Origin of the sequence: Aeromicrobium sp. Root344 (assembly GCF_001425755.1) — a bacterium.
GTDB lineage: Bacteria > Actinomycetota > Actinomycetes > Propionibacteriales > Nocardioidaceae > Aeromicrobium.
This window is the reverse complement of record NZ_LMDH01000001.1, coordinates 348,336-374,933: the sequence shown is the minus strand read 5'-3', so window position 1 is coordinate 374,933 and position 26,598 is coordinate 348,336. Positions and strand designations below refer to the sequence as shown.

The 26,598-nt window shown below is 65.8% G+C and carries 22 protein-coding genes; 14 read left to right on the top strand and 8 right to left on the bottom strand.

Annotated elements, in window-relative coordinates; genetic code table 11:
• Nucleotides 1-29 precede the first annotated feature (29 nt).
• Together ASC61_RS01845 and ASC61_RS01840 are read left to right on the top strand one after the other, a co-directional pair.
• Complete coding sequence (locus tag ASC61_RS01845; RefSeq protein ID WP_200935375.1) at nt 30-404, top strand: MaoC family dehydratase; 375 nt, start codon at nt 30-32, stop codon at nt 402-404.
• Between the two features lie 114 nt (nt 405-518).
• Entirely contained in the window at nt 519-1,736 is a 1,218-nt protein-coding gene (locus tag ASC61_RS01840) for an acetyl-CoA C-acetyltransferase (RefSeq protein WP_056208518.1), read from the top strand.
• Nucleotides 1,737-1,835: 99 nt separating this feature from the next.
• On the opposite strand, the gene ASC61_RS01835 is transcribed toward ASC61_RS01840, so the two are convergent.
• The gene (locus ASC61_RS01835) at nt 1,836-3,203 is read right to left on the bottom strand and encodes a PucR family transcriptional regulator (RefSeq protein WP_082530391.1); all 1,368 of its coding nucleotides are present in this window, start codon (nt 3,201-3,203) and stop codon (nt 1,836-1,838) included.
• A 116-nt stretch (nt 3,204-3,319) separates the two neighbouring features.
• Here ASC61_RS01835 and ASC61_RS01830 point away from each other — a divergent pair, with 116 nt between their 5' ends.
• From ASC61_RS01830 to ASC61_RS01800, 7 genes are all read left to right on the top strand, one after another.
• Nucleotides 3,320-4,177 (top strand): enoyl-CoA hydratase/isomerase family protein, encoded by an 858-nt coding sequence (locus ASC61_RS01830; protein WP_056208512.1) that lies wholly within the window; start codon nt 3,320-3,322, stop codon nt 4,175-4,177.
• A 3-nt stretch (nt 4,178-4,180) separates the two neighbouring features.
• Nucleotides 4,181-5,407, top strand: coding sequence for an MFS transporter (locus tag ASC61_RS01825; RefSeq protein WP_056208508.1), 1,227 nt, complete (start codon nt 4,181-4,183; stop codon nt 5,405-5,407).
• Between the two features lie 162 nt (nt 5,408-5,569).
• Nucleotides 5,570-6,847 (top strand): crotonyl-CoA carboxylase/reductase, encoded by a 1,278-nt coding sequence (gene ccrA, locus ASC61_RS01820; protein ID WP_056208506.1) that lies wholly within the window; start codon nt 5,570-5,572, stop codon nt 6,845-6,847.
• Between the two features lie 156 nt (nt 6,848-7,003).
• Entirely contained in the window at nt 7,004-8,158 is a 1,155-nt protein-coding gene (locus ASC61_RS01815; protein WP_056208503.1) for a flavin reductase, read from the top strand.
• Between the two features lie 116 nt (nt 8,159-8,274).
• On the top strand, nt 8,275-9,624 hold the full coding sequence (locus tag ASC61_RS01810) for an NAD-dependent succinate-semialdehyde dehydrogenase (RefSeq protein WP_056208500.1): 1,350 nt from the start codon (nt 8,275-8,277) through the stop codon (nt 9,622-9,624).
• Between the two features lie 61 nt (nt 9,625-9,685).
• On the top strand, nt 9,686-11,221 hold the full coding sequence (locus tag ASC61_RS01805) for a class I adenylate-forming enzyme family protein (RefSeq protein WP_056208497.1): 1,536 nt from the start codon (nt 9,686-9,688) through the stop codon (nt 11,219-11,221).
• 48 nt (nt 11,222-11,269) lie between these two features.
• Nucleotides 11,270-13,069: a flavin-containing monooxygenase gene (locus tag ASC61_RS01800; protein ID WP_056208494.1), complete on the top strand. Its 1,800-nt coding sequence runs from the start codon at nt 11,270-11,272 to the stop codon at nt 13,067-13,069.
• Between the two features lie 197 nt (nt 13,070-13,266).
• On the opposite strand, the gene ASC61_RS01795 is transcribed toward ASC61_RS01800, so the two are convergent.
• Genes ASC61_RS01795 through ASC61_RS01785 form a run of 3 tightly spaced genes read right to left on the bottom strand, consistent with a single transcriptional unit; the run spans nt 13,267 to nt 17,077 of the window.
• A complete protein-coding gene (locus tag ASC61_RS01795; protein ID WP_162243629.1) occupies nt 13,267-14,247 on the bottom strand; it encodes an ABC transporter permease in 981 nt (326 codons plus the stop codon).
• A gap of 41 nt (nt 14,248-14,288) precedes the next feature.
• Nucleotides 14,289-15,836, bottom strand: a complete 1,548-nt coding sequence (locus tag ASC61_RS01790) for a sugar ABC transporter ATP-binding protein (protein ID WP_200935373.1) — start codon at nt 15,834-15,836, stop codon at nt 14,289-14,291.
• On the bottom strand, nt 15,833-17,077 hold the full coding sequence (locus ASC61_RS01785; protein ID WP_082530389.1) for a sugar ABC transporter substrate-binding protein: 1,245 nt from the start codon (nt 17,075-17,077) through the stop codon (nt 15,833-15,835). The genes ASC61_RS01790 and ASC61_RS01785 overlap by 4 nt, the downstream gene beginning before the upstream one ends.
• 360 nt (nt 17,078-17,437) lie before the next feature.
• Between ASC61_RS01785 and ASC61_RS01780 the strand changes: the two genes are divergently transcribed.
• From ASC61_RS01780 to ASC61_RS01765, 4 genes are read left to right on the top strand one after another with little or no spacing between them, the layout of a single operon-like run.
• Nucleotides 17,438-18,979 (top strand): amidase, encoded by a 1,542-nt coding sequence (locus ASC61_RS01780; protein ID WP_056208486.1) that lies wholly within the window; start codon nt 17,438-17,440, stop codon nt 18,977-18,979.
• Nucleotides 18,976-19,683, top strand: coding sequence for a nitrile hydratase subunit beta (gene nthB / locus ASC61_RS01775; RefSeq protein ID WP_056208483.1), 708 nt, complete (start codon nt 18,976-18,978; stop codon nt 19,681-19,683). The genes ASC61_RS01780 and nthB overlap by 4 nt, the downstream gene beginning before the upstream one ends.
• Nucleotides 19,680-20,279: a nitrile hydratase subunit alpha gene (nthA, locus tag ASC61_RS01770; RefSeq protein ID WP_056208480.1), complete on the top strand. Its 600-nt coding sequence runs from the start codon at nt 19,680-19,682 to the stop codon at nt 20,277-20,279. The genes nthB and nthA overlap by 4 nt, the downstream gene beginning before the upstream one ends.
• A 56-nt stretch (nt 20,280-20,335) precedes the next feature.
• The gene (locus ASC61_RS01765) at nt 20,336-20,686 is read left to right on the top strand and encodes a nitrile hydratase accessory protein (protein ID WP_200935372.1); all 351 of its coding nucleotides are present in this window, start codon (nt 20,336-20,338) and stop codon (nt 20,684-20,686) included.
• An 85-nt stretch (nt 20,687-20,771) separates the two neighbouring features.
• Here the strand turns inward: ASC61_RS01765 and ASC61_RS01760 are convergent, their stop codons facing one another.
• The 3 genes from ASC61_RS01760 to ASC61_RS01750 all read right to left on the bottom strand — a co-directional run bounded on the left by ASC61_RS01760 (nt 20,772) and on the right by ASC61_RS01750 (nt 23,422).
• Nucleotides 20,772-22,145 (bottom strand): LLM class flavin-dependent oxidoreductase, encoded by a 1,374-nt coding sequence (locus tag ASC61_RS01760; protein WP_056208473.1) that lies wholly within the window; start codon nt 22,143-22,145, stop codon nt 20,772-20,774.
• 49 nt (nt 22,146-22,194) lie between these two features.
• Complete coding sequence (locus ASC61_RS01755) at nt 22,195-22,611, bottom strand: ester cyclase (RefSeq protein ID WP_056208470.1); 417 nt, start codon at nt 22,609-22,611, stop codon at nt 22,195-22,197.
• Nucleotides 22,612-22,780: 169 nt separating this feature from the next.
• On the bottom strand, nt 22,781-23,422 hold the full coding sequence (locus ASC61_RS01750) for a TetR/AcrR family transcriptional regulator (protein WP_162243628.1): 642 nt from the start codon (nt 23,420-23,422) through the stop codon (nt 22,781-22,783).
• 242 nt (nt 23,423-23,664) lie between these two features.
• Between ASC61_RS01750 and ASC61_RS01745 the strand changes: the two genes are divergently transcribed.
• The gene (locus ASC61_RS01745; RefSeq protein WP_056208465.1) at nt 23,665-25,128 is read left to right on the top strand and encodes an APC family permease; all 1,464 of its coding nucleotides are present in this window, start codon (nt 23,665-23,667) and stop codon (nt 25,126-25,128) included.
• Nucleotides 25,129-25,193: 65 nt separating this feature from the next.
• Here the strand turns inward: ASC61_RS01745 and ASC61_RS01740 are convergent, their stop codons facing one another.
• Nucleotides 25,194-26,543, bottom strand: coding sequence for a flavin monoamine oxidase family protein (locus ASC61_RS01740; protein ID WP_056208461.1), 1,350 nt, complete (start codon nt 26,541-26,543; stop codon nt 25,194-25,196).
• Nucleotides 26,544-26,598: the final 55 nt, after the last annotated feature.

Sequence of the window (26,598 nt, the reverse complement as noted above, 5' to 3'; positions counted from 1 at the left end):
CGAATCCGTACGTCGGGCAGTCTGCAGAGATGAGCCGGCTCGTCCTGGAGAACGACATCCTGCTCTTCACGCAGATCAGTGGCGACCGCAATCCGCTGCACTACGACGAGGCGGCAGCGAAGTCGTCACGCTTCGGCGAGATCGTCGTGCAGGGGGGTGTCACCAGCGCTCTCCTGAACGCGCTCGTCGCGGAGAAGCTGCCTGGGCCGGGGACCGTGTTCCTGAATGTGAACTGGAGCTTCACCGCCCCGGTACGCCCCGGAGATGTCATCACGGCCCGGGCCGTCGTCCTTGAGGCGCGCCAGGACAAGCCGATCACGACTCTGCAGACCACGGTGACCCGCGACGACGGAGCGGTCGTCCTCGAAGGCTCGGCCGTCTGCTACACGATGTCGATGGGCTGAAACCGGCTGTCGTGACCGAGGTCTCAAGAGGTCTTGGTTGACGAACGGGACGCGGGGGCGCACAGTACGAGTAAGTTACTGAGCGCTTGCTAACCTCGTTCCCAAGGAGCCACCATGCCCGAAGCTGTCATCGTCTCGATCGCCCGATCACCCATCGGTCGCGCGTTCAAGGGATCCCTGAAAGACATCCGCCCGGACGACCTGACCGTGCAGATGCTCCATGCTGCGCTGGCCAAGGTGCCGGAGCTGGACCCGACGGACATCGAAGACCTGATGCTGGGAGTGGGACAGCCGTCAGGCGAGGCGGGGTTCAACATCGGGCGCACCGTGGGTGTTCTCGCAGGTCTCGACCACCTCGCCGGCGTCACCGTGAACCGCTACTGCTCGGCGAGTGTCCAGACCACCCGGATGGCCATGCACGCGATCAAGGCCGGCGAGGGCGACGTCTACATCTCCGGGGGAGTGGAGACGATCAGCCGATATCAGGAAGGCTGGGCCGACGGCCCGGCTGGCTCGGAGAACCCCGTGTTCGCCGAGGCGCAGGCGCGGACCGCTGCGTCGGCCGCCGGTGGACCGACCTGGGGCGAACCCCGCGACCATGGGCTCCTGCCGGACGTCTACATGTCGATGGGCCTGACCGCCGAGAATGTGGCACAGTTCAAGAACGTCTCCCGCGCGGAGCAGGATGCGTTCGCGGCCCGGAGTCAGAACCGCGCCGTCGATGCAATCGACTCGGGCTTCTGGGCCCGCGAGATCACGCCCGTCACGCTGGCGGACGGCACCGTCGTCACGGCCGATGACGGACCGCGGCGTGGCGTGACGACCGAGACGCTCGCCGAGCTCCGGCCGGTATTTCGGCCTGATGGGTCGGTCACGGCCGGCAACTGCTGCTCCCTCAACGACGGTGCCGCTGCCATGGTCATCATGTCCGACACGAAGGCCAAGGCGCTCGGACTGACGCCGCTGGCCCGCATCGTCAGCACTGGTGTGTCGGGGCTTTCCCCCGAGATCATGGGTCTCGGTCCGGTCGACGCGTCGCGACTCGCGCTGGCCCGGGCCGGCATGACGATCGACGACATCGATCTCGTCGAGATCAACGAGGCCTTCGCCGCCCAGGTCATCGCCTCGGCGCGGGAACTGAAGATCGACGAGGACAAGCTCAACGTCAACGGTGGCGCGATCGCCGTCGGCCATCCTTTCGGCATGACCGGCGCACGAATCACCGGCACACTGATCAACTCGCTCCAGTGGCACGACAAGCAGTTCGGTCTCGAGACGATGTGCGTGGGCGGTGGCCAAGGGATGGCCATGGTGCTCGAGCGCCTTTCCTGACTGGTCCACCTCCACACGAGAAGTACGACACTCGCATCGCGGTGTCATCAGGGCACCCGTGTCTGACATGGGTGCCCTGCTCGGCGTCTGGGGTGGGCCTCAGCTGCCCAACAGTCGCAGGGCCACCGCCAGGGTCACAATGCCCGTTGACGTGGTCGGATCCTGATCGGTTAGCTGGCCCACTCGTTTGATGCGGTAGGCGACGGTGTTGGGATTGACCATCAAGTCCTTGGCCGTCCGCGTCATGTTCATGTCGTTGGCGATGTAGGAGCGAAGGGTCAGCACGAGGTCAGCCTTGTGCTCGGCGTCGTAGGCCAGCAGTGGGCCGAGAGCTTCCTCCAGCAGGTCCTCGGCGTAGTCGCTCCGGACGAGGATGCGATCGAGTATGACCTCGGAGAAGAGGACAGCTTCCCCTCGCGGACGTAGGGACGCAGCGACAGTAGCCGCTTCCTGCGCCTCCCGAAAAGAGCGCTGGATCCCCGTCACCCCATCGTGGGGACGTCCGAGGGAGACCCGCCACTGAGGATTCTGCTCGGCGACTTCGTGGGCGGCCGCATGAACGCGCTGCAGCTCGGCGGCGTTGCCGATCCGAACGAGACAGATCACGTCGCCGTCGCGTACGCCGAGCAGCACCTTTGTTTGCTTGGTCATGCTCTGACGACAGGCCTGCAGGATCTTGATCGACTCCGCTCGCACCCGCTCAGGAGGGATCTCGCCTGGCTTGATGACCGCAACCACGACTTTGCTGTCGGAGGTGAGGTTGAGGCGGGCGATCTCCACCCTGGCGCGATCCGACAGGACCTGGCCCAGCAGCAGGCTCTCGAGCAGGTCGCTCCGCAGCACGTCGCGTGCACGGTAGGCGCCCGCTGACTCCTCGGTGTAGACCTGCGCAAGCGTGATCGACACCATGTCGACGTACGAGAAGATCCGGCTCACCAGGCCGAGTGCTGCTTCACGCATGACTGGGTCCTCGCCGGCCTCGTCGAGCACCGCCTGCCAGATCCTCGCACCCCAGATCCGGTAGCTCTGCAGCAACGAGGTGAGACTGACGTCCTGGTGGACTCGTCGGGATGCACTGCGTTGAATGTTGGCGAGGTGGCGCGACCCCGCCGGTTCGTCGTCGAGGAGGCTCTCCAGCAGGTCGGTCACGGTGAGCAGGGACGTCTCCAGGACGTCGCCAGACATCGTGAGCGCTCCGAGAGTCCCGTAGTCAACGATCTCGTTCTTGACGTCCGCGACGATGAGCTCGGCGAGATCGCGACGTCGATGAAGGAGTCGCTCGACCAAGCGTCGGCCGTCGGCTGTGATCGGCTCGACCGCCGGCCGGACCACGCGGGTTTCGTCGGTCATCCCGCACTCCCCTTCATCGATCGAGCGGGCCAGGCGTTGAGGAAACCGCGAAGTTCGCCGGGAAAGTCTTCGAACTTCGACGCGATATCGCCTGGCGAGGGGCGTCAGTATCGCCATGTGATGTTACCGCGTCCAGGATCGCCCTCGCCCCTGCGTATGCCATACGTGACCCGGCTCGTCGCCACCCAGCGCCCATCGGGGGCCCTGCCTGACCAGAGAGTTCTTGGACCCGCATGACTGCGACCGCACCGACATCGGCACCTACCGTCCTGTCGCGCGACGATGGCCCGGTTCGCATCCTGACCATCGACAATGCCGCGAAGCGCAACGCGTTCGACAGCAAGATGACCGCTCGACTTCTCGAGCTGCTGCACGAGGCCGACGCCGATGCGACGGTCCGATGCATCGTCGTGACGGGTGCTGGTACCACCTCGTTCTCCTCAGGACATGATCTCGCGGAGGTCATGGACGACCCGGAGACCGCCGGTGACCCCGCCGCCAACGCGGCTTTCACGGCCCCGCCTGAGCTCGGCACACCGGTGATCGCGGCTGTCAACGGCAACGCGTACGCCGCCGGCTTCATCCTCGCGCTCAACTGCGACCTGCGAGTGGCTGGGAGCAACGCCCGCTTCTGTGCCGTCGGCGCCAAGATCGGGTTGGTCCCTGTGGGCGGACAGCTCAGCCGGCTGCTGAGCGTCGTCACCTACCCGACGGCATTCAGGATGCTCGCGACGGCTCAGCCTGTTGACGCCCAGGACGCTCTTGCGTCTCAGTTCGTCACCACGGTGTGCGAGCCCGAGGACACCGTGGACGAGGCAGTCCGGCTCGCCAAGCAGGTCGCGGAGGTGTCGCCATCGGTCATCCGCGCCATCAAGACAGGGTTGAGGACGACGATGAGTCATGGCCTCGACGTGGGACTGTCCCTTGAGTCAAAACTCGCCAGTGTTGTCCGCGAGCTTCCCGATGGCTCGGAGGGCGTTGCCGCCTTCTTGGGAAAGCGACCTGCGGTGTACCCCGACAGCCCCACCGGTCTGCAGGATCGGCTCGATGCCGCTCTCGCGTCGCACCTGGCCGACAGCACGTCGAGCTGACTGATGCAGGTGCCGATGAGCGCCGTACCGCGCCCCGCAATTACCAGTCGCCCTGTGGCGGCGGTGGCGTTGATCGCCGTTGGCACCCTCCTGTCGATGAGTGCCTGGTTCTCGGCAACGTTCGTGGTTCCTCAGCTGAAGGTGGACTGGGGTCTAGGCGCCGGTGGCACCTCGGCCCTCACGATCGCGGTCCAGCTCGGATTCGTCGTGGGCGCGCTGCTGTCGACCACCACAGGTCTCGCAGACGCCGTTCCCAGCCGGACGCTGATGTGCGTCGGCGGGCTCGGCGCAGGTCTGTGCAACGCGGGCCTTCTCGTGTGCGACGGGCTGGGCTCGGCTCTGCCGCTACGTGTCGCCACCGGAGTGTTCCTGGCGGCGGTCTACCCGCCGGCGGTCAAGGAGGTGTCGACCTGGTTCCTCCGCGGGCGCGGCAAGGCCTTGGGCGTCATGATCGGCGCGCTCACGCTGGGTTCGGCCCTCCCACACCTGGTGACCGCGACAGGCGGGTTCGACTGGCGGCTGGTCATTGCGACCACCAGCGTGCTGGCCATCCTCGGTGGTCTCGTCGTCCTGCTCATCAGAGGCTCGGGACCCTACCCCTTCCCGCGTCGCCCGTTCAGCCTCGGAGGGGGGTTGAAATCAATCCGTACTCGGGACGTCGCGCTTGCCAACATCGGCTATGTCGGCCACATGTGGGAGCTGTACGCGATGTGGGCCGGCGTGGGTGCATTCATCCTGGCGCTGCCGGCCGTCGCCACCCGTTCCGACGCGGAGAGCTTCGGCGCTCTGCTCGCGTTCCTCTGCATCGGTGCCGGTGCTGCGGGCTGTCTCCTCGGTGGAGTGATCGGGGACAAATGGGGGAGGCCTCGAGCCGCCCTGATCAGTCTCGTCTGTTCGGGTGGCTCTGCCCTGCTCCTGGCGGGGATCTACACCTCCGCACCGCTCGGACTGATCATCGGGATCTGCGCCTTCTGGGGGTTCTGGGTCATTGCTGACTCGGCCCAGTTTTCTGCCATGGTCGCGGAGAGTGCCGACGCCGACTACGTCGGCGGCGCGATCTCACTGCAGCTGGCCCTCGGCTACATCACGACGATGGTGACGTTGGCCGTCGTCCCGCAGGTCGTCGAGCACTTCTCCTGGCGCGTTGCACTCGTCGTCCTGGCGATCGGCCCTGCCGTGGGGGCTGCGGCGATGATCGCGGCCGACCGCGGCAGATCCTCGGGCGCCTGAGCGTCGACGAGTCGTCGTCGCGCCCCGGCGGTTGGGAAATCCGACACCGGGCCGATCAAAGTCCTCGTCCTGCCTGTCGAGACCTCGGCTCACGACCCCTGACACTCGGACGGTCATATGTCAGGACGCGCCCGGCAAGGGCGTACATGAGAAAGGCTCAACATGGTGGTGGACGACCAGCGCAAGCCAGTCAGCACGCCCGGTGCATCGGCCGTGGACATCGGAACGCTTCCCCCCGTCGGCGTCGTTCCGGAGAAGATGTCTGCCCAGGTCGTACGGCAGGACCGCTACGGCGATCCGGCGACGGCATTCGTGCCCGAGATCCTGCAGACGCCGCGCATCGGGCCAGGTGAGGTGCTGATCGCCGTCATGGCGGCCGGCGTCAACTACAACAACGTCTGGGCTGCGAGGGGCTACCCCGTCGACCAGGTGGCGACTCGCCAGAAGCGCGGAGAGCCCGAGGACTTCCACATCGGCGGGTCGGACGCCTCTGGAATTGTCTACGCGGTCGGAGAAGGTGTGGACGACTGGACCGTGGGTGACGAGGTCGTGGTGCATCCAGGGGTCTGGGACGCCGACGACCCGTGGATCGCTGCAGGCAAGGACCAGATGATCGCTCCGAGCGCCAAGATCTGGGGATACGACACGAACTACGGCGCGTTCGGTCAGTTCGCCCGTGTGCAGGCTCATCAGCTGATGCCGAAGGCTGATCATCTGTCCTGGGCCGAGGCGGCCGCTCCGACCCTCGTTGGCACCACCGCGTACAGGATGCTGATGGGCTGGCAGGGCAACACGGTCCAGGAGGACGACCTCGTCCTGGTCTGGGGCGGCTCCGGCGGCCTCGGCACGCAGGCCAGCCAGCTGGTCAAGGCGGCGGGCGGTCGCGCCATCGCCGTCGTGTCAGGTGATGATCGCGGTGAGTACGCCATGAAGTTCGGTGCCATGGGATATCTCGATCGCCGCAAGTACGACCACTGGGGCGTCCCGCCGCTCGTCGACGACAGCGAAGGCCAGAAGGCGTGGACCGCCGGTGCGCGGCAGTTCGGCAAGGACTTCTGGGCCATCGCCGGAGGTCGCGAGGAACCCGCCATCGTGTTCGAGCACCCGGGCGCAGCGACCATTCCCACGTCGATCTTCCTGTGCCAGCCCGGTGGCATGGTCGTCATCTGCGCCGGAACCACCGGCTTCGACGCCATGGTGGATCTCCGCTATCACTGGACTCGCCAGAAGCGCCTGCAGGGCTCCCACGGCACGAACGACGCCCAGGCGTACGCCTACAACGACCTCATTCGGGCCGGGAAGATCGATCCGGCCGTGGGTCGGGTCCTCGGCTTCGACGACGTCCCGCGGTCGCACGCGGAGATGGGTCGAGGCGAGGAAGTCTTCGGCAACACCGTGCACCTGGTCGGCGCAGAGAACCCGACGGTCGGACGGAAGTAGTTCCGCGGAAGCAGCATGTGAGGTTCGGGACGTGCCTGTGTCGGGTGCGTCCCGAACCTCTTGTCGTTCAGGAGTGACGCAATCCTCCATTTATGAGAGTCTACTCTCAAACAAAGTGCACTCCACAAACGCGAGTGCGAGGTACCGAGGAGCGTCATGAACCACATTGACCCGACCCGCTTCCGAGAGGTGCTGGGGCAGTACCCGACCGGCGTCGTCGTCGTGACGGCGAATGACGCGGCAGGAGAGCCGATCGGGATGACCGTGGGGTCCTTCACCTCCGTGTCGATGGACCCGCCGCTGGTTGCGTTCCTGCCGAGCAAGACGTCATCGTCGTGGCGAGCCCTTCGCGAGAGCGGAGACTCGTTCTGCATCAACGTGCTCGGTGCCGGTCAGGAGGATCTCTGCCGGGCAGTCGCGATGAGGAAGACCGACAAGTTCGCAGGCTTCGCACTACGTGAGTCCCCGGCCGGAAACCCGGTGATGGACGGTGCCGTGGTGTGGATCGACTGCGTCACCGAGCAGGTCCACCCGGGCGGTGACCATGACATCGTGGTCGGACGAGTGCTGGGGCTCGACCACGGCAGCCCTGACCAACCTCTGCTCTTCTTCAGGGGTGGCTACGGCTCGTTCACCCCGCTTTCGCTTGCCTCGGGGGATACCGACCTGCTGGGACACCTGGCCGAGATCGATCTGGCCCGTCCCCACATGGAGGCGTTGGCAGACAAGTTCGATACCGAGGTGACCGCCATCGCGCTGGTGAAGGACGAGCTGGTCCTCGCAGCGGCGGCAGGCCGGACCGACATCGCGGTCGCGCCGACGAGAGTGGGCCAACGACTTCCGTTCATACCGCCGATCGGAAGCTGCTTCGCGGCGTGGGGGGACATCGCACTGCGCGCGAAATGGGTCGAGTCGGTGGCCGACATGCTGAACGACGAACAGATGGACGTCCTGCGCCAGGTCCCAGACCTCGTGCGCGACCGCGGGTACGCCGTGGCCATCGGCCATCAGGCCGGAGCTCAGCTGGAGCTCGTGGCCACTCGGATCAATGCCGGCGATCCGGAGGTGCCGAGCTCATCCATGCGAGAGGCCTTCTTCAAGGCTCTCGACGGCTACAACCAGCTCGAGGAGCCCGACGACGTGGAGCTGAGGTCGCTGAGTGCGCCGGTGTTCGATGCGAGCGGGCGTGTGGCCTACATGCTGACGATGTGGGGGCGGTGGGAGCGAGTGACGTCTACCGAGGTGCACGACCGGGTCGATGCACTCTGCGCCACCGCCGCGGCGGCGACCCAGGCGATCGCCAACCGTTGACCTTGCGAAATCCGAGAACATCGGCCGCGAACTTTGGGCCAGCGCTGTGTCGCCGGTCTCACGACTTCTCGATCATGGAGACGGATCGAGTCCTATGAGTTTGGAGCACAGGCATCATGAGCGATGTTCACTACGCAGTAGTCGACCCGAGCAGCGGCGAGCTGGTCTCGGAGTACACGACGCACACGGACGAGGAGATCTCGCAGGCCATCACCTCGGCGGACCAGGCTTTCCGCTCGTGGGGCCGCCACGGTGCGGTCGAAGATCGTGCAGAGCTGCTGCGCAAGGTCGCAGCGTTGCACGTCGAGCGCCGCGACGAGTTCGCAGCGATCATCAACCGCGAGATGGGAAAGCCCGTCGAGATGGCGCTGTTCGAGATCGACTTCAGCGCCTCGATCTATGCCTACTACGCGGACCATGCCGCGACGTTCCTCGCCGAGCAGGAGCTGCCTCTGCTGTACGGCGAGGGCTCAGCCGTCCTGCGGCGCGAGCCTCTCGGAGTGCTCCTCGGCATCATGCCGTGGAACTTTCCGGCGTACCAGGTCGCCCGATTCGCAGCACCTCACCTCGCGGCCGGCAACACCGTGCTGCTGAAGCACGCTCCACAGTGTCCGGAGTCCGCAGCCCTGCTGGAGGGCATCTTCCGGGACGCGGGATTCCCGGAGGGTGCGTACGTCAACGTCTACGCGACCAACGAGCAGGTCGAGACCATCATCGCCGACCGGCGCGTGCAGGGAGTCTCGCTCACCGGATCGGAGCGGGCAGGGTCAGCCGTCGCCGAGATCGCCGGCCGCCACGTGAAGAAGGTCGTGCTCGAGCTCGGCGGATCCGACCCGGTGATCGTGCTCAGCACGGACGACATGGATGCGACGGTCGAGGACGCGGCGCAGGCTCGCATCGCTGCCAACGCTGGTCAGGCGTGCAACGCCGGAAAGCGTGTCATCGTGCACGAGAGCATCTACGACGAGTTCGTCCAGAAGTTCACCGAGCGCATGGTCGGCGCTCCGGCGGTCCCGCTGTCCTCTGAGGGTGCTGCTGTCCGGCTCGAGCAGCAGGTGCAGGACGCGATCGCTGACGGCGCTCAGCTCGCCGCTTCCGGCGAACGTGTTGGCGCGTGGTACCCGACGAGCGTCCTGACGGGTATCGCGGCGGGCGAGAAAGCCTCGCAGGAGGAGCTGTTCGGCCCCGTCGCCATGGTCTTCAAGGTCGGCAGCGAGGAAGAAGCCATCACCGTCGCGAATGACACCCCGTACGGTCTGGGCTCGTACGTGTTCACGACCGATCCCGAGCAGGCTCGGCGGGTGGCGGAGCAGATCGATGCCGGAATGGTGATCATCAACGGCGTCTACGCGACTGGCGCGGAACTGCCGTTCGGGGGAGTGAAGCGTTCCGGTTACGGGCGTGAGCTCGGATCGCTGGGCATCGATGAGTTCGTCAACAAGAAGCTCATCCGGACCGTTCGTTGACGTAGGGCGCAACGCTCGCCGCGGTGTCGGATCCTCATCTCTCAAAGGAATGGCCAGCACGATGACAAATGTGGTGCAGAACATCTGGAAGTACGCCGAAGCGACTCCTGAGCACATCGCGCTGCGCGTGGGCGACCAGGCGTGGACGTACGCCGAGCTCCGCGCAAACGTCGAGCGGGCAGCTCTCGGGCTCCGGCACCGCGGCGTCGACCGCGGTGACAGAGTCCTCATGGTCGTTCCGTCGACCGCGGAGTTCGTCTTCGTCTACTACGGAATCCTGTCGATCGGCGCCACGGCGGTGACCGTCAACACGCTCTGTACGGCCCCAGAGATCGAGTACTACCTGGCTGATGCTGACTGCGTGCTCGCGATCGGCTACCACGACACATCCGACGCGCTCACCGTCGCTGCGGCGACACTTTCGATACCGACGTGGATCCTCGCGCCGGGCTCAGTGGCCAAGGACGTGCCGGGCGATGTCGACCACAGTCTTGGATTCACCGACCTGGACGAGAACGAGGCAGCCGCGATCCTCTACACGTCCGGCACCACGGGACAGCCGAAGGGGGCAGTTCTCACTCATCGCAACATGCTTGCCACCGCGGAGGCCGGCGCGCTGGTGCAGGAGGTCGGGCCGGACGATCGTATGGGCACGGCACTGCCGCTGTTCCACGTGTTCGGCCAGGTCTCGGTCATGGGTTCGATTCACGGGGTCGGTGGCGGCCTCTCGCTGCTTCGGCGGTTCGAGGCCGCCGCAATGCTCGATCTGGCCGTCGCGCACGGGCTGACCGCGATCGCCGGTGTCCCGACGATGTGGAACGAGATGCTGCACACCGAGACGACGTACACCGCAGCCGACCTCGCCGGGCTGCGGCTGTGCCTCTGCGGAGGTGCGCCGCTGCCCACAGCGGTGAAGGACGCGTTCCGTGAGAAGTTCGGCGCTCACATGGTCGACGGATACGGGTTGACGGAGACAGCGGCCTCGGCGACGTGTGGATCTGTCCGGCATCCGGCCAAGGAAGGCAGCGTGGGACGCGCTGTGCACGGCACCCGCATCGCCATCCTGGACAGCGACCACCAGCCTGTGCCCCTCGGCGAGGTGGGAGAGGTGGCAGTGGACGGTCCGGGTGTGATGCGGGAATACTGGAACCGCCCGGAGGCGACTGCCAGCGTCCGCAGCGGTCCGTGGTTCCTCACGGGCGATCTGGGCACCATGGACGCCGACGGTGATCTGTGGATCGTCGGCCGGCTCAAGGAGCTGATCATCCGGGGCGGGTACAACGTGTACCCGACCGAGGTGGAGGAAGTCCTCTACAGTCACCCCGCCATCGTGGAATGTGCTGTCATCGGCATCCCTGACGACCGCCTCGGTGAAGAGGTCGCCGCGGTCCTCGTAGTTGGGCAGCAACAGTCTGTGGACCTGGTCGAGCTGCGTGAGTGGCTCGGCGAACGCCTTTCGGCGTACAAGGTTCCGCGAGTCTTCCAGCTGAGTGACGCTCTCCCCAAGGGGTCGACCGGCAAGATCCTCAAGCGCGAGATCAACCAGCAGGACTTGATCAACGGTGGCGTGCGGCCGCCGAGGCCCGCCAGGACCTGAGCAGCATCGTTCGGACGACACACTGCATGACCAATCGAGGGGAACCACATGAGTACGGTCGCCATCACTGAGGGTGCTGCAACATGGGCGCGCGATCTCCAGCAGGCACTGACGGCTCGGGACGGGAACGCGCTCCGTGGACTGCTCGCCGAGCAGTCCGCCCTGCGCGACAACGGGGCGTTGACGTGGGACTTCCGCCAGTTCCACGGCAGGGACGCCATCGTGTCGATGCTGTTGAACGTCGTAGACGAGATCCAGCCGTCCGGGTTCGAGGTCTCAACGGTGTGGCCGGATCCGCAGGTCATCGGCGACGGCGACGACGCCGTGGTGGAGGCGATCTTCGACTTCGACACGAAGTCCGGCAGGGCGGTGGCGCTCATCAATGCGACACCGGACCCGACGTCGCCGTATGGCTTTGTGGTGCGAGCCATCTACACGCGTCTCGAGGAGCTCAGAGATGTCCCCGGTCCTGAGCGACACCCCCGTGGCAACGGCTTCGTGCCCGCCTATCGCGGGCAGACGTTCGGGGAGCACGATCGACGACGCCGCGAATGGGCCGAGGGCAACCCGGAGGTGCTGATCGTCGGCGGCGGACAAGCAGGACTGGTGGCAGCCGCTCATCTAGCGAAGGTCGGGGTCACGGCTCTCATCATCGACAAGAACGAGCGTGTCGGCGACAACTGGCGCCTCCGCTATGACTCCCTCTGCCTGCACAACACCGTGGAGATGAACGCCTTTCCGTTCCTGGCCTACCCGAGTCACTATCCCGAGTTCCTCCCCAAGGACGTCATGGGCGACTGGCTGGAGACCTACGCGCGCTACCTCGACCTGAACGTGTGGAGCTCGACCGAGTTCCTCGGCGCCGAGTACGACGACCAGGATGGCGCCTGGGCTGCGACGCTTCGGCGTGCGGATGGCACCGAGCGTGTTCTTCACCCACAGCACATCATCCTCGCGACCGGAGGGATCGGCGGACGCCCGTCCGTCCCCACCCTTCCGGGACTGTCGACATTCCGCGGGAAGGTCATCCACTCGTCCGCCTATACGAAGGCGGCGGACCTCGACGTGCGGAAGGCGGTAGTCGTCGGGACGGCAACCAGCGCCCACGACATCGCGCTCGACCTGTATGAGAACGGTGTCGAGGTCACGATGGTGCAGCGAGGTCCCGTGGTGGTGAACCAGGTGGAGACCGCCAACCTCGTGTACGCCGAGCACCTCGACCCGTCGATTCCGACCGAGCTGGTCGACCTCCGAGACGGGATGACCCAGGTCAAGCCGATCCGAGAAGCCGGACTGCGGCAGTATCACGCCTTCGCGAAAAGCCTCGACGGCGAGCTGCTGAAGGGCCTCGAAGCGGCCGGGATGCGGATTGGGGACGGGTTCGAGGGCCAGGGTTGGCCGGACCTGTTCCAGCGCACCGGAGGCGGCTTCTACCTGAACAAGGGCGCCTCCGACGTCATCATCGACGGAGGGATCAAGATCCTGCCCTTCGACCGCGTCGTCGAGTTCGGGGAGGTCGGTGCCGATCTCGACGACGGCACGACCCTGGACGCCGACATCGTCATCCTGGCCACTGGATACCAGAACCGGAAGGTCGAGGTTGCCGACCAGTTCGGTGCCGATGTCGCCGAGCGCGTGGGAGAGATCGCGCGTTGGGACGAGGAAGGCGAATGGTCGACGATGTGGGGTCAGACCGGCCAGCGTGGGTTGTGGATCAACGGTGGAGCCATCCTGCAGATCCGTCCAGCGACCAGACTGCTGGCGCTGCTCATCAAGGCGGACATCGACGGGTGCATCCCGGAGTCGTTCCGCCGCCCCCCAAGGAACTCTGAGAAGGCCAACGCCTAATTCGCTGTCCTCAGCGACTCAGGGAAGCTCCGGCGACCCGCGTTCCCTCACGCGGGTCGCCGGCACCATTTCGCGGGCTCGGCTCGCGACACCCGCATCCCACATGGCCTGTTGCGGTGCCTGTTCGTACACACACAGAAAACAGCGACGCCCTGGAGTAAGCGCTCCAGAGCGTCGCTGCGGTCCTCGGTGAGCGGTCAGCTCTGCCCGGTCCGCCGCCGGGCGATGGCCGTCGACAGCGTGACCGCGACGAGCAGCGCGGCGCCGTTGAACGTCGGCTCGACCCAGTCCGCGGCACCGGCCAGCACGAGCCCGTTGACACTGATGGCGACGAACAGGACGCCGAGCAGCGTGCCGGGCACGTTGAAGGTGCCGGGACGGATCGCGGTGGCCCCCAGGAACGCCGCCGACAACGCGGCGAGGGTGAAGCCGGGGCCGACCTGAGGGTTCGCGGTGCCGGCGCGTGCAAGCAGGAGGACACCCGCGATCCCAGAAAGCGCTCCGGACAGCACGAAGCTCGACAGGATCATCCGAGGCACGTTCAGTCCGACCAGGCGTGCTGACGCTGGGCTGGCACCCACTGACGAGAGGTAGCGTCCGTAGGGGGTGTGACGCAGCAGGTAGTAGACGAACAGCGCCACGATGACGATGGCGTACACCGGACGGGGAATGCCCAGAAGGTCTCCCGATCCCAGGTTTGTCAGACCTTCCGGGATGCCCACACTGATGATTTGGTTGTCGGTGTACAGGCTGATGAGACCGGCGACGAGCGTCGACGTGCCCAACGTGGCAATGAGGGCATTGACCCCTCGGTAGGCAACGAGCCAGCCGTTGAACGCCCCCACCACCGCTCCGGCCAGGACACCGGCCAGGACCGCGACCACCACAGGCAGGTCGTGCGTCGCAGCCGCGCTTGCCGTCACGATCGAGGACAGGCCGATGATCGCGCCCACCGAAAGGTCGAACTGACCACAGGTGAGCGGGAGGATCGAGGCCAGCGCTGCGATCGCGATGACGGACTCGCTGCCCAGCACGTTCTTGATGTTGGCCAGTGTTGGGAAGGTCTCCGCTGTCGAGCTCATCGTCGAGAAGGCCAGGCAGAGGACGATGAACATCGCGGCCAAGGCGTACTTCTCGAGCATCACCGAGAGCCCTGGTCGGCCGCGCCGCGGGGACATGGGGATTGTCTTCTGTTCAGGCTCTGTGTTGGTCACGGTGCTCATGCGGAGATCTCCTTGGATAGGTAGGACAGTTCGGTCAGTCGTTGCGGGTCGAGATCGTCGCCACGCGCCTCCGCGGCCACACGACCCTCCCGCAGCACCACCACCCGATCGGACAGGTGCGCCAGCTCCTCGAAGTCAGAGGTGACGAGCAGCACCGATGACCCGCGCGCCACTGCACGACGAATGTGCTCGTAGATCTCCGAGCGAGCCTGGACGTCGACTCCTTGGGTCGGCTCGTCGAGCAGCAGCACGACGGGCTCGCGACGCAGCCATCGCGCCATGACGATCTTCTGCTGGTTGCCGCCCGAGAGCGTGCCTGCGACCGGGACGTCGCTGGCGGGACGCACTCCGTAGGCAGTGACCAAGTCGCGAGCGTCGCCGCGTTCGCGGCCGTGCTGGAGGCGGGCTCGCGACCAATAGCGCGAAACGGTGGCGGCCGACAGGTTCTCCCGCACCGAGAGCGACCCGAACAGGCCTTCGCTGCCGCGGTCTTCGGGGACCATGGCGATGCCGGCCTTCATCGCCGCGGAGGGGCGGCGGGGAGCGAATCTGGTGCCTTGGAGGGTCATCTCGCCGGAATCGGCGGGCCGATCTCCGAAGAGGGATCGCAGCAAGGTCGTGCGGCCTGAGCCGAGCAGTCCAGCCACGCCGAGCACCTCGCCGCGATGAAGATCGAAGTCGACATCCTTCAAGGGTCCGGCGGACAATCCGCGCACCGAAAGGACGACGTCGTCGGACACCGTGTCAGGGCGCTCTGGGAAGACCCTCTCGAGGTCGCGACCGGCGATGAGCTCGACCAGCGTCCGCTCATCCAGTCCGGCGACGTCCCGCGTAGCAACCTGAACCCCGTCCCGAAGGACCGTCACCCGGTCGGCCAGCTCGAGGATCTCGGGGAGGCGATGACTGACGTAGAGGATGGTCTGCCCAGCCGCGGCGTACTTGCGCAGTGCGGCGAGCAAGATGTCGACCTCCCACGCGGGCAGTGACGCAGTCGGCTCGTCCAGCACGAGCACGCCGTCGTGGGCCCCCTCCTGGTCCTGCAGAGCCCTCGCGATCGACAGCATGGTGCGGTCGGCAGGGCGCAGGTTCGACACCAGCGTCTTCGGCGAGACATCGATGGAGAACCGTTCGAGGACCTCCGCCGCCCGGCGTCGGCTGGCCGGCCAGTCGATACGGCCGCCGACGGACTGGACAAACCCTCTGCCGATGGCAAGGTTCTCTGCCACCGTCAGGGGGCCGAACACAGCCGGGTCCTGGTGCACGAAGTGCAAACCCGCGCTGCGAGCAACTGTGGGTGACCATTCGTCTGCTGGAGCCGAGATGTCCTGGACGTCGATGCGGCCCCCGGCGTCGGCACCATAGACGCCTGCGAGCACCTTGATCAGCGTCGACTTGCCTGAACCGTTACCCCCGAGCAGGGCGTGGATCTCGCCCCGCGTGACCTCCAGGTGGGCATCCCGGAGGACGGTGATCCCAGCGAAGGTCTTGCTGAGCCCGGTGGTGCGCAGGACGACGTCCTGCGCACCACCGGTGTTCTCGGTCAAGATGCGTCCCAGATCTTCTTGAAGTTGGCGACGTAGTCCTGTTTGGGCATGCCGTTCTTGTCGATGTTCCCGTCGTAGAAGGTCGTCTGCTTCGGGAACGGCCCCTCGGCGTCGATCGTCTGGAAACCCATGCCCTGATCGACTTGGGGCTTGCCCTGCAGGAGCCGGTTCATGCTGTCGATGGCGGCCCAACCAGCCCACCGTGACGGGACACCTGCGATGAAGTCCTGGCCCTTGTTGCCTCGCACGAAACCGATGTTGGGGCTGAGCCCCTCGTTGCCCGTCACCAGGATGTCGTCGTTGCGACCCGACGCCGCAACTGCCTGAGCAATGCCGACGGTCAGCGCGGAGTCGTACGGGGAGTAGAGGACATTGGCATCAGGGTTCTGGGTGAGTGCGGCGTCTGCCTTGCCACCCAGCTTGCCGGTGACGAAGTCATCGAGGTTGAACGGGACCTTCTTCACGATCTCGCACCCGGCGCATTCCTTGATGCGATCCTCGAAGCCCTTGTTGAGGTGCTGGGCGACCAGGATGTCATCCTCGGTGAACTCGATGATCTTCGCCTTGCCATTGGTCTTGGCGATGACGTAGTCGGCGACACTGCGCGCCTGCTTCTTCTCGAAGTAGTCGATGTAGGACATGTCGTCGCCGAAGCTGAGCTGGGCGTCGAACAGCGGCTTGTCCTTCGACTTGAGGATCGGATCGTTGCAGTCGAAGGCGTAGAAGGCGAAGATCTTGATGCCGGCCTTCTTCGCATCCTGCAGGGCGCTCTTCGCAGCCACGCAGTCGATGACGTCGAGGATGAGGCCATCGGCCTTGTCGGCGATCGCGGAGCGGACGCCATTGGCGAACACGTCGGGGCGGCCCTTGCCGTCGACGATCGTGAGGTCCCAGCCGATGACGGCGGCGGCCTCCTTGGCACCTGCCGCGGGCGTGGCACACCCCTCACCCGCCTGCGTGCACGAGATCAACCACACGTTCTTGCCGGCCTCCGGCTTCGGGGCGCTGGTCGGCAGTGCCCTGTCGGTGCCTTCGCGGTACTTGGCCACCGCGGCCTTGGCCTCCGCGACGACGGCCGAGGAAGTATCGGAGGTACCGCCTTTGCCGTCCGCGGATCCTCCGCAGGCAGCGAGGGCGAGCATGCTGGCGCTCACGAGCACGAGCCCTGCTCGATGACCGCGACGCCGTCCTGCCGTGCCCCGACGGATACGGCCGGCGATGTTGCCGGGAATTGCTGCCATGGTGGTTACTCCTTCTGGCGAGCCGGACGACTCGCCACGTTGGTGGTTGTGGTGAGTTTGGCCACACCGTCAGTCCGCCGTCGTTGGGAAAGGCGAGGACTTTGTGACCTCGGACTTGGGAAGTCCGTAACCGGCCGCGGCAGGGCGTACCTATGGCGAGATGTGTGAGGAACTGTCTCGGTCCGGAAGTGCTTTGGGGTTAACGCGAAGTCGTGGAATCAATGTCTGGAGGATCCCCGTACCGACCAGACGGCGGTCCGGGAAACGATGAGTCAGTCGGGTGACTCAGGTCACTTCCAGGTGACATCTTTGAGGGGTCCTGGGCTGGCGACACCCTTCTCGTCGACGAAGTGAGATTCCATGCCGATCAATCGCCCCGATCTTCAGTCGCTCGAGGTCATCGCCGCGGGCTATGGACTCAAGGTCCCGCCGTCCGAGCTGACGCAGTACCGGGATGCCATTCACGGAGCGCTCGAGGCTTGGGACGTCGTGGAAGCCGCCCACAACGAGATCGCCCCGCAATCACCAGACCGGGCGTGGAGTCGCCCGTCGGAGGCGGAGAACCCGTGGGGCGCCTGGTACGTCAAGACCGAGATCCAGGAACGAGAAGACGGGCCGCTCGCCGGGCAGCGCGTCGTGGTCAAGGACAACACGAGCGTCGCGGGCGTACCCATGATGAACGGCTCCCGGACGCTTGAGGGTTTCACCCCCTCGTACGACGCGACAGTCGTCTCCAGGCTTCTCGCGGCCGGCGCTGTCATCACGGGCAAGACGGTGTGCGAGGACCTCTGCATGTCGGCTGGTTCGCACACGAGCAACCCGGGTCCCGTGCGCAACCCTTGGGATCCCAGCAGGTCGTCCGGTGGGTCGTCCAGCGGGAGCGGCGTCCTCGTCGCGACAGGAGAGGCCGATCTGGCGATCTCCGGTGACCAGGGCGGCTCGATTCGCATCCCCGCGGCGTGGCTCGGGCTGGTGGGGCACAAGCCAACATGGGGCCTGGTCCCGTACACAGGCGCCATGCCGGTGGAGAACTCCCTGGACCATCTCGGGCCCACGGCCCGTACGGTCGCCGACGCAGCAAAGCTGCTGGGCGTCATCGCCGGACCCGACGGACTCGATCCGCGGCAGCCACGCACGTGGGAACCAGTGGACTACGTCGCGGAATCGGCTCGAGGCGCGCGCGGTCTGCGGGTCGGAGTCGTGACCGAAGGCTTCGGGCATGCCAACTCGGACCCTCGCGTCGACGAGGCCGTGCGCGCCCGCGCCGAAAGCCTTCGTTCGGCTGGTGTGAGCGTCGAGGAGGTGTCGATTCCGTGGCACCGGATGGCCCCTGCGCTCTTCGCGGTGATCGCGTTCGAAGGGGGACTGACACAGCTCGTCGAGGGAAACGCATTCGGAACGGGCTGGAAGGGTCGCTACGACGAGGACATGTTGGCCTTCTACGGTGCTCAGTGGCGCGAGTCGCCTGATCAGCTCCCCGCCTCGGTCAAGATGGCGATGCTGAATGGGCGGCACACACGCGATGTCGCGTTCGGGCGTCACTACGCGATGGCTCGCAACCTCGAGCGGACGCTGTCGGCTGCCTACGACGAGGCGCTCAGTCGCTATGACGTCTTGGTCATGCCCACGTCGCCGATCGCGGCGAGTCCGCTGCCGGGCAGCGACGCATCAGTCCTCGAGGTCCTGGCGGTCGGGAGCGAACAGCTGGTCAACACGTCGGCATTCGACGTCACCGGTCACCCCGCCTGCTCGGTTCCCGCTGGCATGGTCGATGGCCTGCCGGTGGGCATGATGGTGGTGGGCAAGCAATTCGATGACGCCACCGTGCTCCGAGTGGCGCGAGCAGTGGAGGACGAGGCCGGGGGCTTTCCGCGACTCCCAGGACATGAGGAGACAACATGAACGGGGTGTTCGACCTGGGCGGCACTGACGGGTTCGGTGCCGTGAACCCGACGCCATCGGAGCCGGCCTTCCATGAGGACTGGGAGCGGGTCGTCTTCGGTCTGCAGCTGGGCTGCTTCGCCGGTGGATGGTTCAACATCGACTCCTTCAGGCACGGCATCGAGCTGATGGATCCGGTGCACTACCTGACGTCAACGTATTACGAGCACTGGCTCTCCACCTTTGAACGTCACGGAGTTCTCAAGGGTCACATCGACGCGGCCGAGCTCGACCGCCGCACGCAGGAATACCTGGACGACCCGGACAAGGGCATGCCGAAGCATGATCCGAACCCGGCCCTGATCGAGTTCGTCGACGCCGTGGTGGCTGGAGGCTCGCCGGCGACACGACCGACGGATGAGCCCAGGCGCTTCGAGGTCGGGGACCTGGTCCGTATGCGCAGCTTCGCTCCCCGCGGGCACACTCGCCTCGCCAGATACGTACGCGGGAAGGCGGGATCGATCGTCGCCTACAGGGGCTCGTTCGTCTATCCCGACACGTCGGGCAACGAGCTGGGGGAGGACCCTCAGCACTTGTACACCGTGCAGTTCGACGGTGCCGAGCTCTGGGGTGAGGACCATGCCGAGAGGAACGTGTCCTCGACGTTCGACGCCTGGGAGCCGTATCTGGAACTCATGGATCACCACGAAGGAGCACGAGCATGAGCAATGCCGGACGTACGCCAGAGGAGCTTGCCGCGCGAGTCAAGGCGCTCGAGTCGATGATGATCGAGCAGGGCCTGGTGACCGCCGAGATGATCGACCACTATGCCGACATCTACGAGAACCAGGTGGGTCCGCAGCTCGGGGCTCGTGTCGTGGCCAGGGCTTGGGTCGACTCCGAGTTCAAGGCCCGTCTGCTCGAGGACGCGCCGTCAGCATGTCGGGAGCTCGGCATCGGTGGCGGCCAGGGCGAGCACATGGTGGTCCTCGAAGACACCCCGGAGGTCCATCACGCGATCGTCTGCACCCTGTGCTCCTGCTATCCGTGGCCCGTGCTCGGCCCCCCGCCCAATTGGTACAAGGATCCTCAGTACCGGTCCCGCATGATCCGCGAGCCGCGCAAGCTGCTGGCCGACGAGTTCGGCTATGTCGTCGAGGAGTCCAGGGAGATCCGCATCTGGGACTCGAGCTCGGAGATCCGCTACTGGGTGCTGCCCCAGCGTCCCGAGGGCACCGAGGGCTGGGACGAGGAGCGGCTCGCCACGCTGGTGAGTCGCGATGCCATGATCGGTGTCGGGTCCGTCCAGGTGCCGTCATGACCGGCGCGGTCTCGCAGTCTGGGGCAGATGGTCGGCGGGACAAGGTCGATGGTCTCGTGAGGAGTCTTCCCCTGGCGTCCGACGACATGGCCTTCGACGAGCCGTGGCAGCTCCGTGCCTTCGCGCTGGCGGTCGCCGCGCACACGTCGGGACAGTACGAGTGGTCGGACTTCCAAGCCGCGCTCATCGCGTCGATCAAGGACTGGGAGAGTGCGAACGATGCCGCAGCCGAGTCGTGGTCGTACTTCGAGCACTGGGTCAACGCCGTCGAGACCGTCCTGAGCAACAACGACCTCGTCGACCGGGGGACGCTCGACGCGCGGGTCCGCGACGCGCTCGACGCGCCGCCGAACCGCAACCACCACGAGCCCCACTACGAACCCGTCGCCGTGGACCCGGGTGTCTGACCTCGGGAAGAGGGCGAACGAAAGGGCCGCTGGTGCTCGAGCAACTCGAGCACCAGCGGCCATTTTCGTTGTACGGTGCGCAGCCTCAGGCAGGCATCTCACTGGCCACCCGAGAGCCAGGGTGTGTCGAGGACAGCCGGGTGTTGCCCGGTCCGGCGATGTACTCGCGCAGCGTCTCGCCCTCGTACTCCTTCCACACCCGGCCCCGCTTCTGCAGCTCTGGCACCACAGTGTCGACGAAAGCCTCGATGTCATGCGGGGTCACGGCGTAGGACAGGTTGATGCCGTCGAGATCACCCTCATCGATCCATCGCTCGATCTCGTCGGCGACCGTCTCCGGGCTGCCGACGAGCACCGGCTCGACGCCGCCGATGCTCATGTGGTTGGCGATGTCTGCCGGCGTCCACTTGCGTGACGGGTCGAGCTTGGTGAAGAGGTTGAGCACCGTCTGGATCGCGTTGGTGTCCATCGCCTCAAGAGGAGTGTTCGGATCGAACTGGGAAAGGTCGACGCCCGAGAACCCGCCGAACAGCGCCATCGCCCCTTCGGGCGACGCGTACTGCTGGTACTCCTTGTACGTGCGCTCGGCCTCTGCGTCGGAGTCTGCGACGACCGCCGTCAGGATCGTGAAGATCTTCACGTCGTCACGCTGCCGGCCGGCGGCCTCGGCCTGGGTCCTGATGTCGTCGGTGATCACCTTGCTCAGGTTGGAGTTGAGCACGTTCACGAACAGCCCTTCACCGTGCTCGGCGGCGAACTGGCGTCCACGCGACGAGGCGCCGGCCTGGAAGATGGTCGGAGTCCGCTGCGGCGAGGGCTCGGCCATGTTGAAGCCGTGCACGTCGAAGAAGCGTCCTTTGTGGTGGATGGGGTGCACCTTGCTGGGGTTGACGAACACCCCGCGCTCCTTGTCCAGCTCGACGGCGTCGTCCTCCCACGACTGCTCCCAGAGCTTGTACACGACCGTCATGAACTCCTCTGCGAGCTCGTACCGGTCGTCGTGGTCGAGTGGCTCGGTTCCAAAGTTGCGCGAGGCGCTGGCGAGGTAGGACGTGACGACGTTCCAGCCCATGCGTCCCTTGGTGAGGTGGTCCAGCGTGCTCATGCGCCGGGCGAACGGGTACGGGTGCTCGAAGGTGGCCGAGCCCGTGACGGCAAAGCCCAGGTTGGAGGTGACCGAAGCCATGCCGGAGATGTACGAGAACGGATCGTTCGCGGGGATCTGCATACCGTTGAGCAGTGCCGTGTCCACGGAGCCTCCGTAGACGTCATACGGTCCCAGGACGTCTGCCAGGAAGAGCGCGTCGAAGCGTCCGCGCTCGAGTGTCTTGGCGAGGTCGAGCCAGTGGTCGAGGTCCTTGTAGCGATGCGCCTGGCTGGCGGGATGTCTCCACATGCCGGAGCTCTGATGCCCCGCCGCTGTCATGTTGAAGGCGTTCAGCCCGATCCGCTTGGCCATGTCTGCTCCTGATAGCTGTGAGTGTGGTTTTTGTCGGGGGCCCCGCGGGTCAGGTCCAGCCGAGCTGCTGCATCGCAGCGACGTCGTTCCAGATCTTGGTCACGTGGCGGATCTTTCCGTCCTCGAAAATGAGGTCGTAGGCGTAGTCCGACGCCATCGTCTTTCCGGTGGGAGGGACGGGCCCTCCGTCCGCCGTGTGGGTGCCATGGAAGACGCCGAAAACAACCACCTTGTTCCGGGCCTCGTCCACGGCGAAAGTCATGACCTCGGCCTGACCGGCGGGGATCGGGCCGAACAGGCCACTCATCCATCCGGCGTAGGCCTCGACGGTGTCGATCGCCGCGAGAGACGCCGCCTGACTCGCGAACGTGGCGTCGGAGTGGCAGTACGACTGGCACTTCTCCCAACCCTGGCCGGTCTCACAGGCATCGAAGAACAGTTCCGCCGTCTTCGCCATCTCCGTCATCGTTCGCTCCTTCTGATCGTGTCCACACCCGAATGGCTGCGTTCACCATCGTGCGCAGTCTCGAGAGGTTGCCGATACGGAAGATTCGAGAAGCGATCTCGGTTCTTTCGACGAAAACGTAAGTCCTCGACGCGCCGGAGGAGCGACGCCGACCTTGCTGGCGCGCTGGTCAGCGGGCGAGGTGACTCAGGGAAAGCGTCAGCCGCTGGCGAAGTCTGGTCGGCAGCTCGGCGGCGGGAAGGTCGCGGGCGTGCGACCGGAGCACTTCGTGCACGTAGATGGCGTGGCAGTTCTGCACGACGAGCGGGACGTCGTCGACGTCGAGCGCGCCGGTCGCTCGACCGTGCTCGAGGATCGACTCCAACAGCTCGAACCAGCGGTCGGCATACTCCAAGCCGCTGCGACCGATGCCGGTCGAGGTGCCGAACGATTCCTTGACGAAGGTGAACGCGAGCTCGGGATAGCGCGTGTACAGCGATGCCAAGAGGTCGTAGCTCTCGAGGACCTGGTCGAGGTGGGCCGCAGCTCCGCGGAGCTGGTCGTCCGGAAGGTCGGCGTGGGCTTGGATGCGCTGGTCAACCACCTGCTCGAACTCGTCTCCGTAGACGGACAGGAACAGGTCGAGCTTGGACGGCACGTACCGGAACAGCGTCGCCTCGCCCATGTCGGCGCGTGCCGCGATGGCCTTGGTCGTCACCGTCTCGTAGCCCTGTGCCCACATCAGCTCTTTGGCGGCGGTCCTCAGGCGTGCCATGGACTCCTTCTTCTTGCGCTCCCGCATGCCGAGCTCGTCCGAATGCTGTGAAGGCATCTGCTGGATCTCTCCCTGCTGGGTCGGCGTGACACCTGCAGTGTAGGGAACGGTTTGGAGCGCGTGGGATTCACGCGCAGCCGCGTCCGCGGCCATTCCGGTGGTTGATGATTTCGACAACACGCGCAGGATTCTTCGCGCAAATCCCGTAGTGCTTGGCGGGAGGTCGGATGCAGCATCGGTCCAATCATCGATGTGGCCCAGGCCACAGTTGTCGTAGCGAGCACAGCACAAGGAGCACCATGGCAACCGAACCTCACATCGGAACCGCACCCGGAGGTAACGCATCCGGCGAGACCGGCCGGCTGGCTGGCGGGAAGCTGGGCACGGCCCAGATCGCCTTCTTCGTGATCGCCGCAGCGTCGCCGCTGACCGTGGTTCTGAGCACGGGGCCCTTCTCGCTGCGAGTCGGCGGAATCGGCGCGCCGGGAGTCATGCTGGCAACCGGCATCGTGCTGATGCTGTTCGCCTCCGGATTCACGGCGATGTCCAAGTACGTGCGTGAGGCCGGCGCGTTCTATGCCTATGTGACTCGGGGGCTGGGCGGGACGGCCGGGGCCGGGGCCGCGATGATGACGATGGCCGCCTATGGCGTGTGCGTCATCGGGTTCGTCGGCTATTTCGGTGTGTTTGCGCACGCGTCCATCGCCGCTGTTTTCAGCATCGACGTGTCGTGGCAGGTGTGCTCGTTGGTCGCGGCGGCGATCGTGGCCGTTGTCGGGTACTGCCAGGTCGATGTCGGCGCCAAGGTGCTGATGCTGCTGGTGACCCTTGAGGTCGCGGTGATCGTCATCCTCATCGTTGCCGTGATGGTGCAGGGTGGCCCCGAGTCGGCCAGCGCCGCCCCGATCTCGCCGGACAACGTCTTCTTCGCTGCTGGTTCGGGCACGCTGTTCCTGCTTGCCTTCGGCGCCTACATCGGCGTCGAGGGAACAGCCATCTACTCAGAGGAAGCGGCGAATCCCGAGCGCACGATTCCCCGGGCCACCTACATCGCAGTCGGGTTCCTCGCGATCTTTTACGCTCTCAGCTTCTGGGTCGTCATCTACGGATACGGCACTGACGGTGCGCTCAAGGAGGCGCAGGGCGATGGGTTCCTGAACATGGTGTTCGCGCAAGCCGACACCTACGTGGGAGAGGCTTTGGTCACCGCGTTGCAGCTCCTCATCGTGACGAGCTTCCTGGCGACGATCATCGCCTTCCACAACGCCTGCACGCGGTACTTGTTCTCGCTGGGCCGTAGCGGCATGCTTCCGCGCGTCCTGTCGAGGACGCACCCTCGGATGGCGTCTCCTCACTACGCGAGCATGACTTTGAGCGTGATCACGTTCGTCGTCGTCATCACCGCAATGGTCGCGGGGCTTGACCCCTACCTTGAGCTCGGCACCTGGCTTTACGCATCGGGCATCATCGGCGTCGTGGCGGCGCAGGCGCTGTGCGCCATCGCTGTGGTGATGTTCTTCCGACGTGACCGTCGGGGCCACCATGTGGGGCGCGTCATCGTGGCCCCGCTGTTGGGGTTCATCGGGCTCGCGAGTGCGCTCTATCTGATGGCGAGCAACTTCAGCTACCTCAGCGGCTACACGGACTTCATGCCCAACGCGCTGATGATCGGGGCCATGCCTGCGGTCTTCGTGCTCGGCGCAGTGCTACATCGAATCCGTGAGCGGGGTTCGGCCAACGTCGAGCCCGCCAATCTCGGGTGATTGCCTGACGACACGTGACAGCGGGTGCCCGATTATCTGAACCGGGCACCCGCTGGCGTGTGGGACTACGACTGACGGCTCAAGATCTCGTCGGCCACGCGGTAGCCGGACCGGATCGCGCCGTCCATGTAGCCGTTCCAGACGGTGGAGGTCTCGGCACCGGCCCAGTGGATCCTGCCGACAGGGGCGGCGAGGGCATGACCGTAGGCGGTCCAGGCGCCGGCTCCGAGTCGGCCGCCGTAGCAACCGCGCGTGAACTCCTCCGCGTTCCAGTCCTGCTGCAGGACGTCGAAGGGATCGGCAGCCTTCTGTCCGAAGAAGTCGACCAAGGCGTCGACGACGAGTGAACGTCGTTCGTCCTCGTTCATCTGCTCGGCTTTCCGGGCGAAGGTGCCCTCGATGAACCCGACCAGGACGCCGCATGACGCGTCGGCGGGGCTGTTGTCCAACACGACGCTGAACGCGTGGTCGAAGCTCTGCACGAGACCATTCAGGCCGTCCTTGCGCCAGAACGGGGTCTCGTAACCGACCTGGAACTTGATGACGGAGCCCGCCGGCATCTGCTGGGTGACGGCGTCTCGGGAGACCGGCAGGGCGGGGAGGTAGCGGATGCGTCCGGCCAGTGTCGGCGGGATTGCCACGACAACCTGCTGGGCGGTCAGCGATCCACCTTCGTAATCGACGGTGACGCCGGCATCGTCCTGGCTGATGGTGCGGACCACGGTGTTCAGGCGTACCCGATCGCCCAGATCGTCTGCCATCCGCTCGGAGATCCGGTGGGTTCCGCCGACGACGCGCTGTTCCTGCGCGCCACCCGTGGTGGTGATCAGCACGCCCAAGCTCGTCCCGGACCTGACGTAGAACAGGAAGTGCAGCAGTGACAGCTCCGCTGATTCGGCCGAGAACACCGCAGGGACCAGCACGCGAAAGTAGCGCCGCGCAGTCTCGTCGTCGGTGTTCGCCACCAGCCAGGCATCTAGGGTCTGCTGGTCCAGCTCCTCGGCCCCCGGGGTGTTCCAGGGCGAGTCGACGGACACCGTGGTCGCGAGAGCCTCGAGCTGCCCAAAGAGGCGGTTGACCTCCGCTGCTGACTCCGGCGGCAGCCCCCACGACGCGTCGTCGAACCGCTGCGCTTGACCGTCCGCGTACAGCAACGAGTCGCCGGTGTCATAGGTGTCGTGCAGTTCGAGGCCGAGGTCGTCAATGAGAGCCTTGGCGACGTCTTGGCTCTCGCCGATCCACTGCCCGCCAAGCTCGACGTCGACGCCGTTGGACAGCGTCCCGCCCATGGTCCGGCCCCCGACGCGATCGCGCGCTTCCAGCACCACAACTCTCTTGCCTGCCGCCACCAGCTTGCGGGCGGCCGCGAGACCAGACAGGCCCGCTCCGACGACGACCACGTCAACTTCGCTCATATCACGCTCGATTCTCGTTCAAGTCAGTCGTATGACTGAGTTTGAAATGTACGTG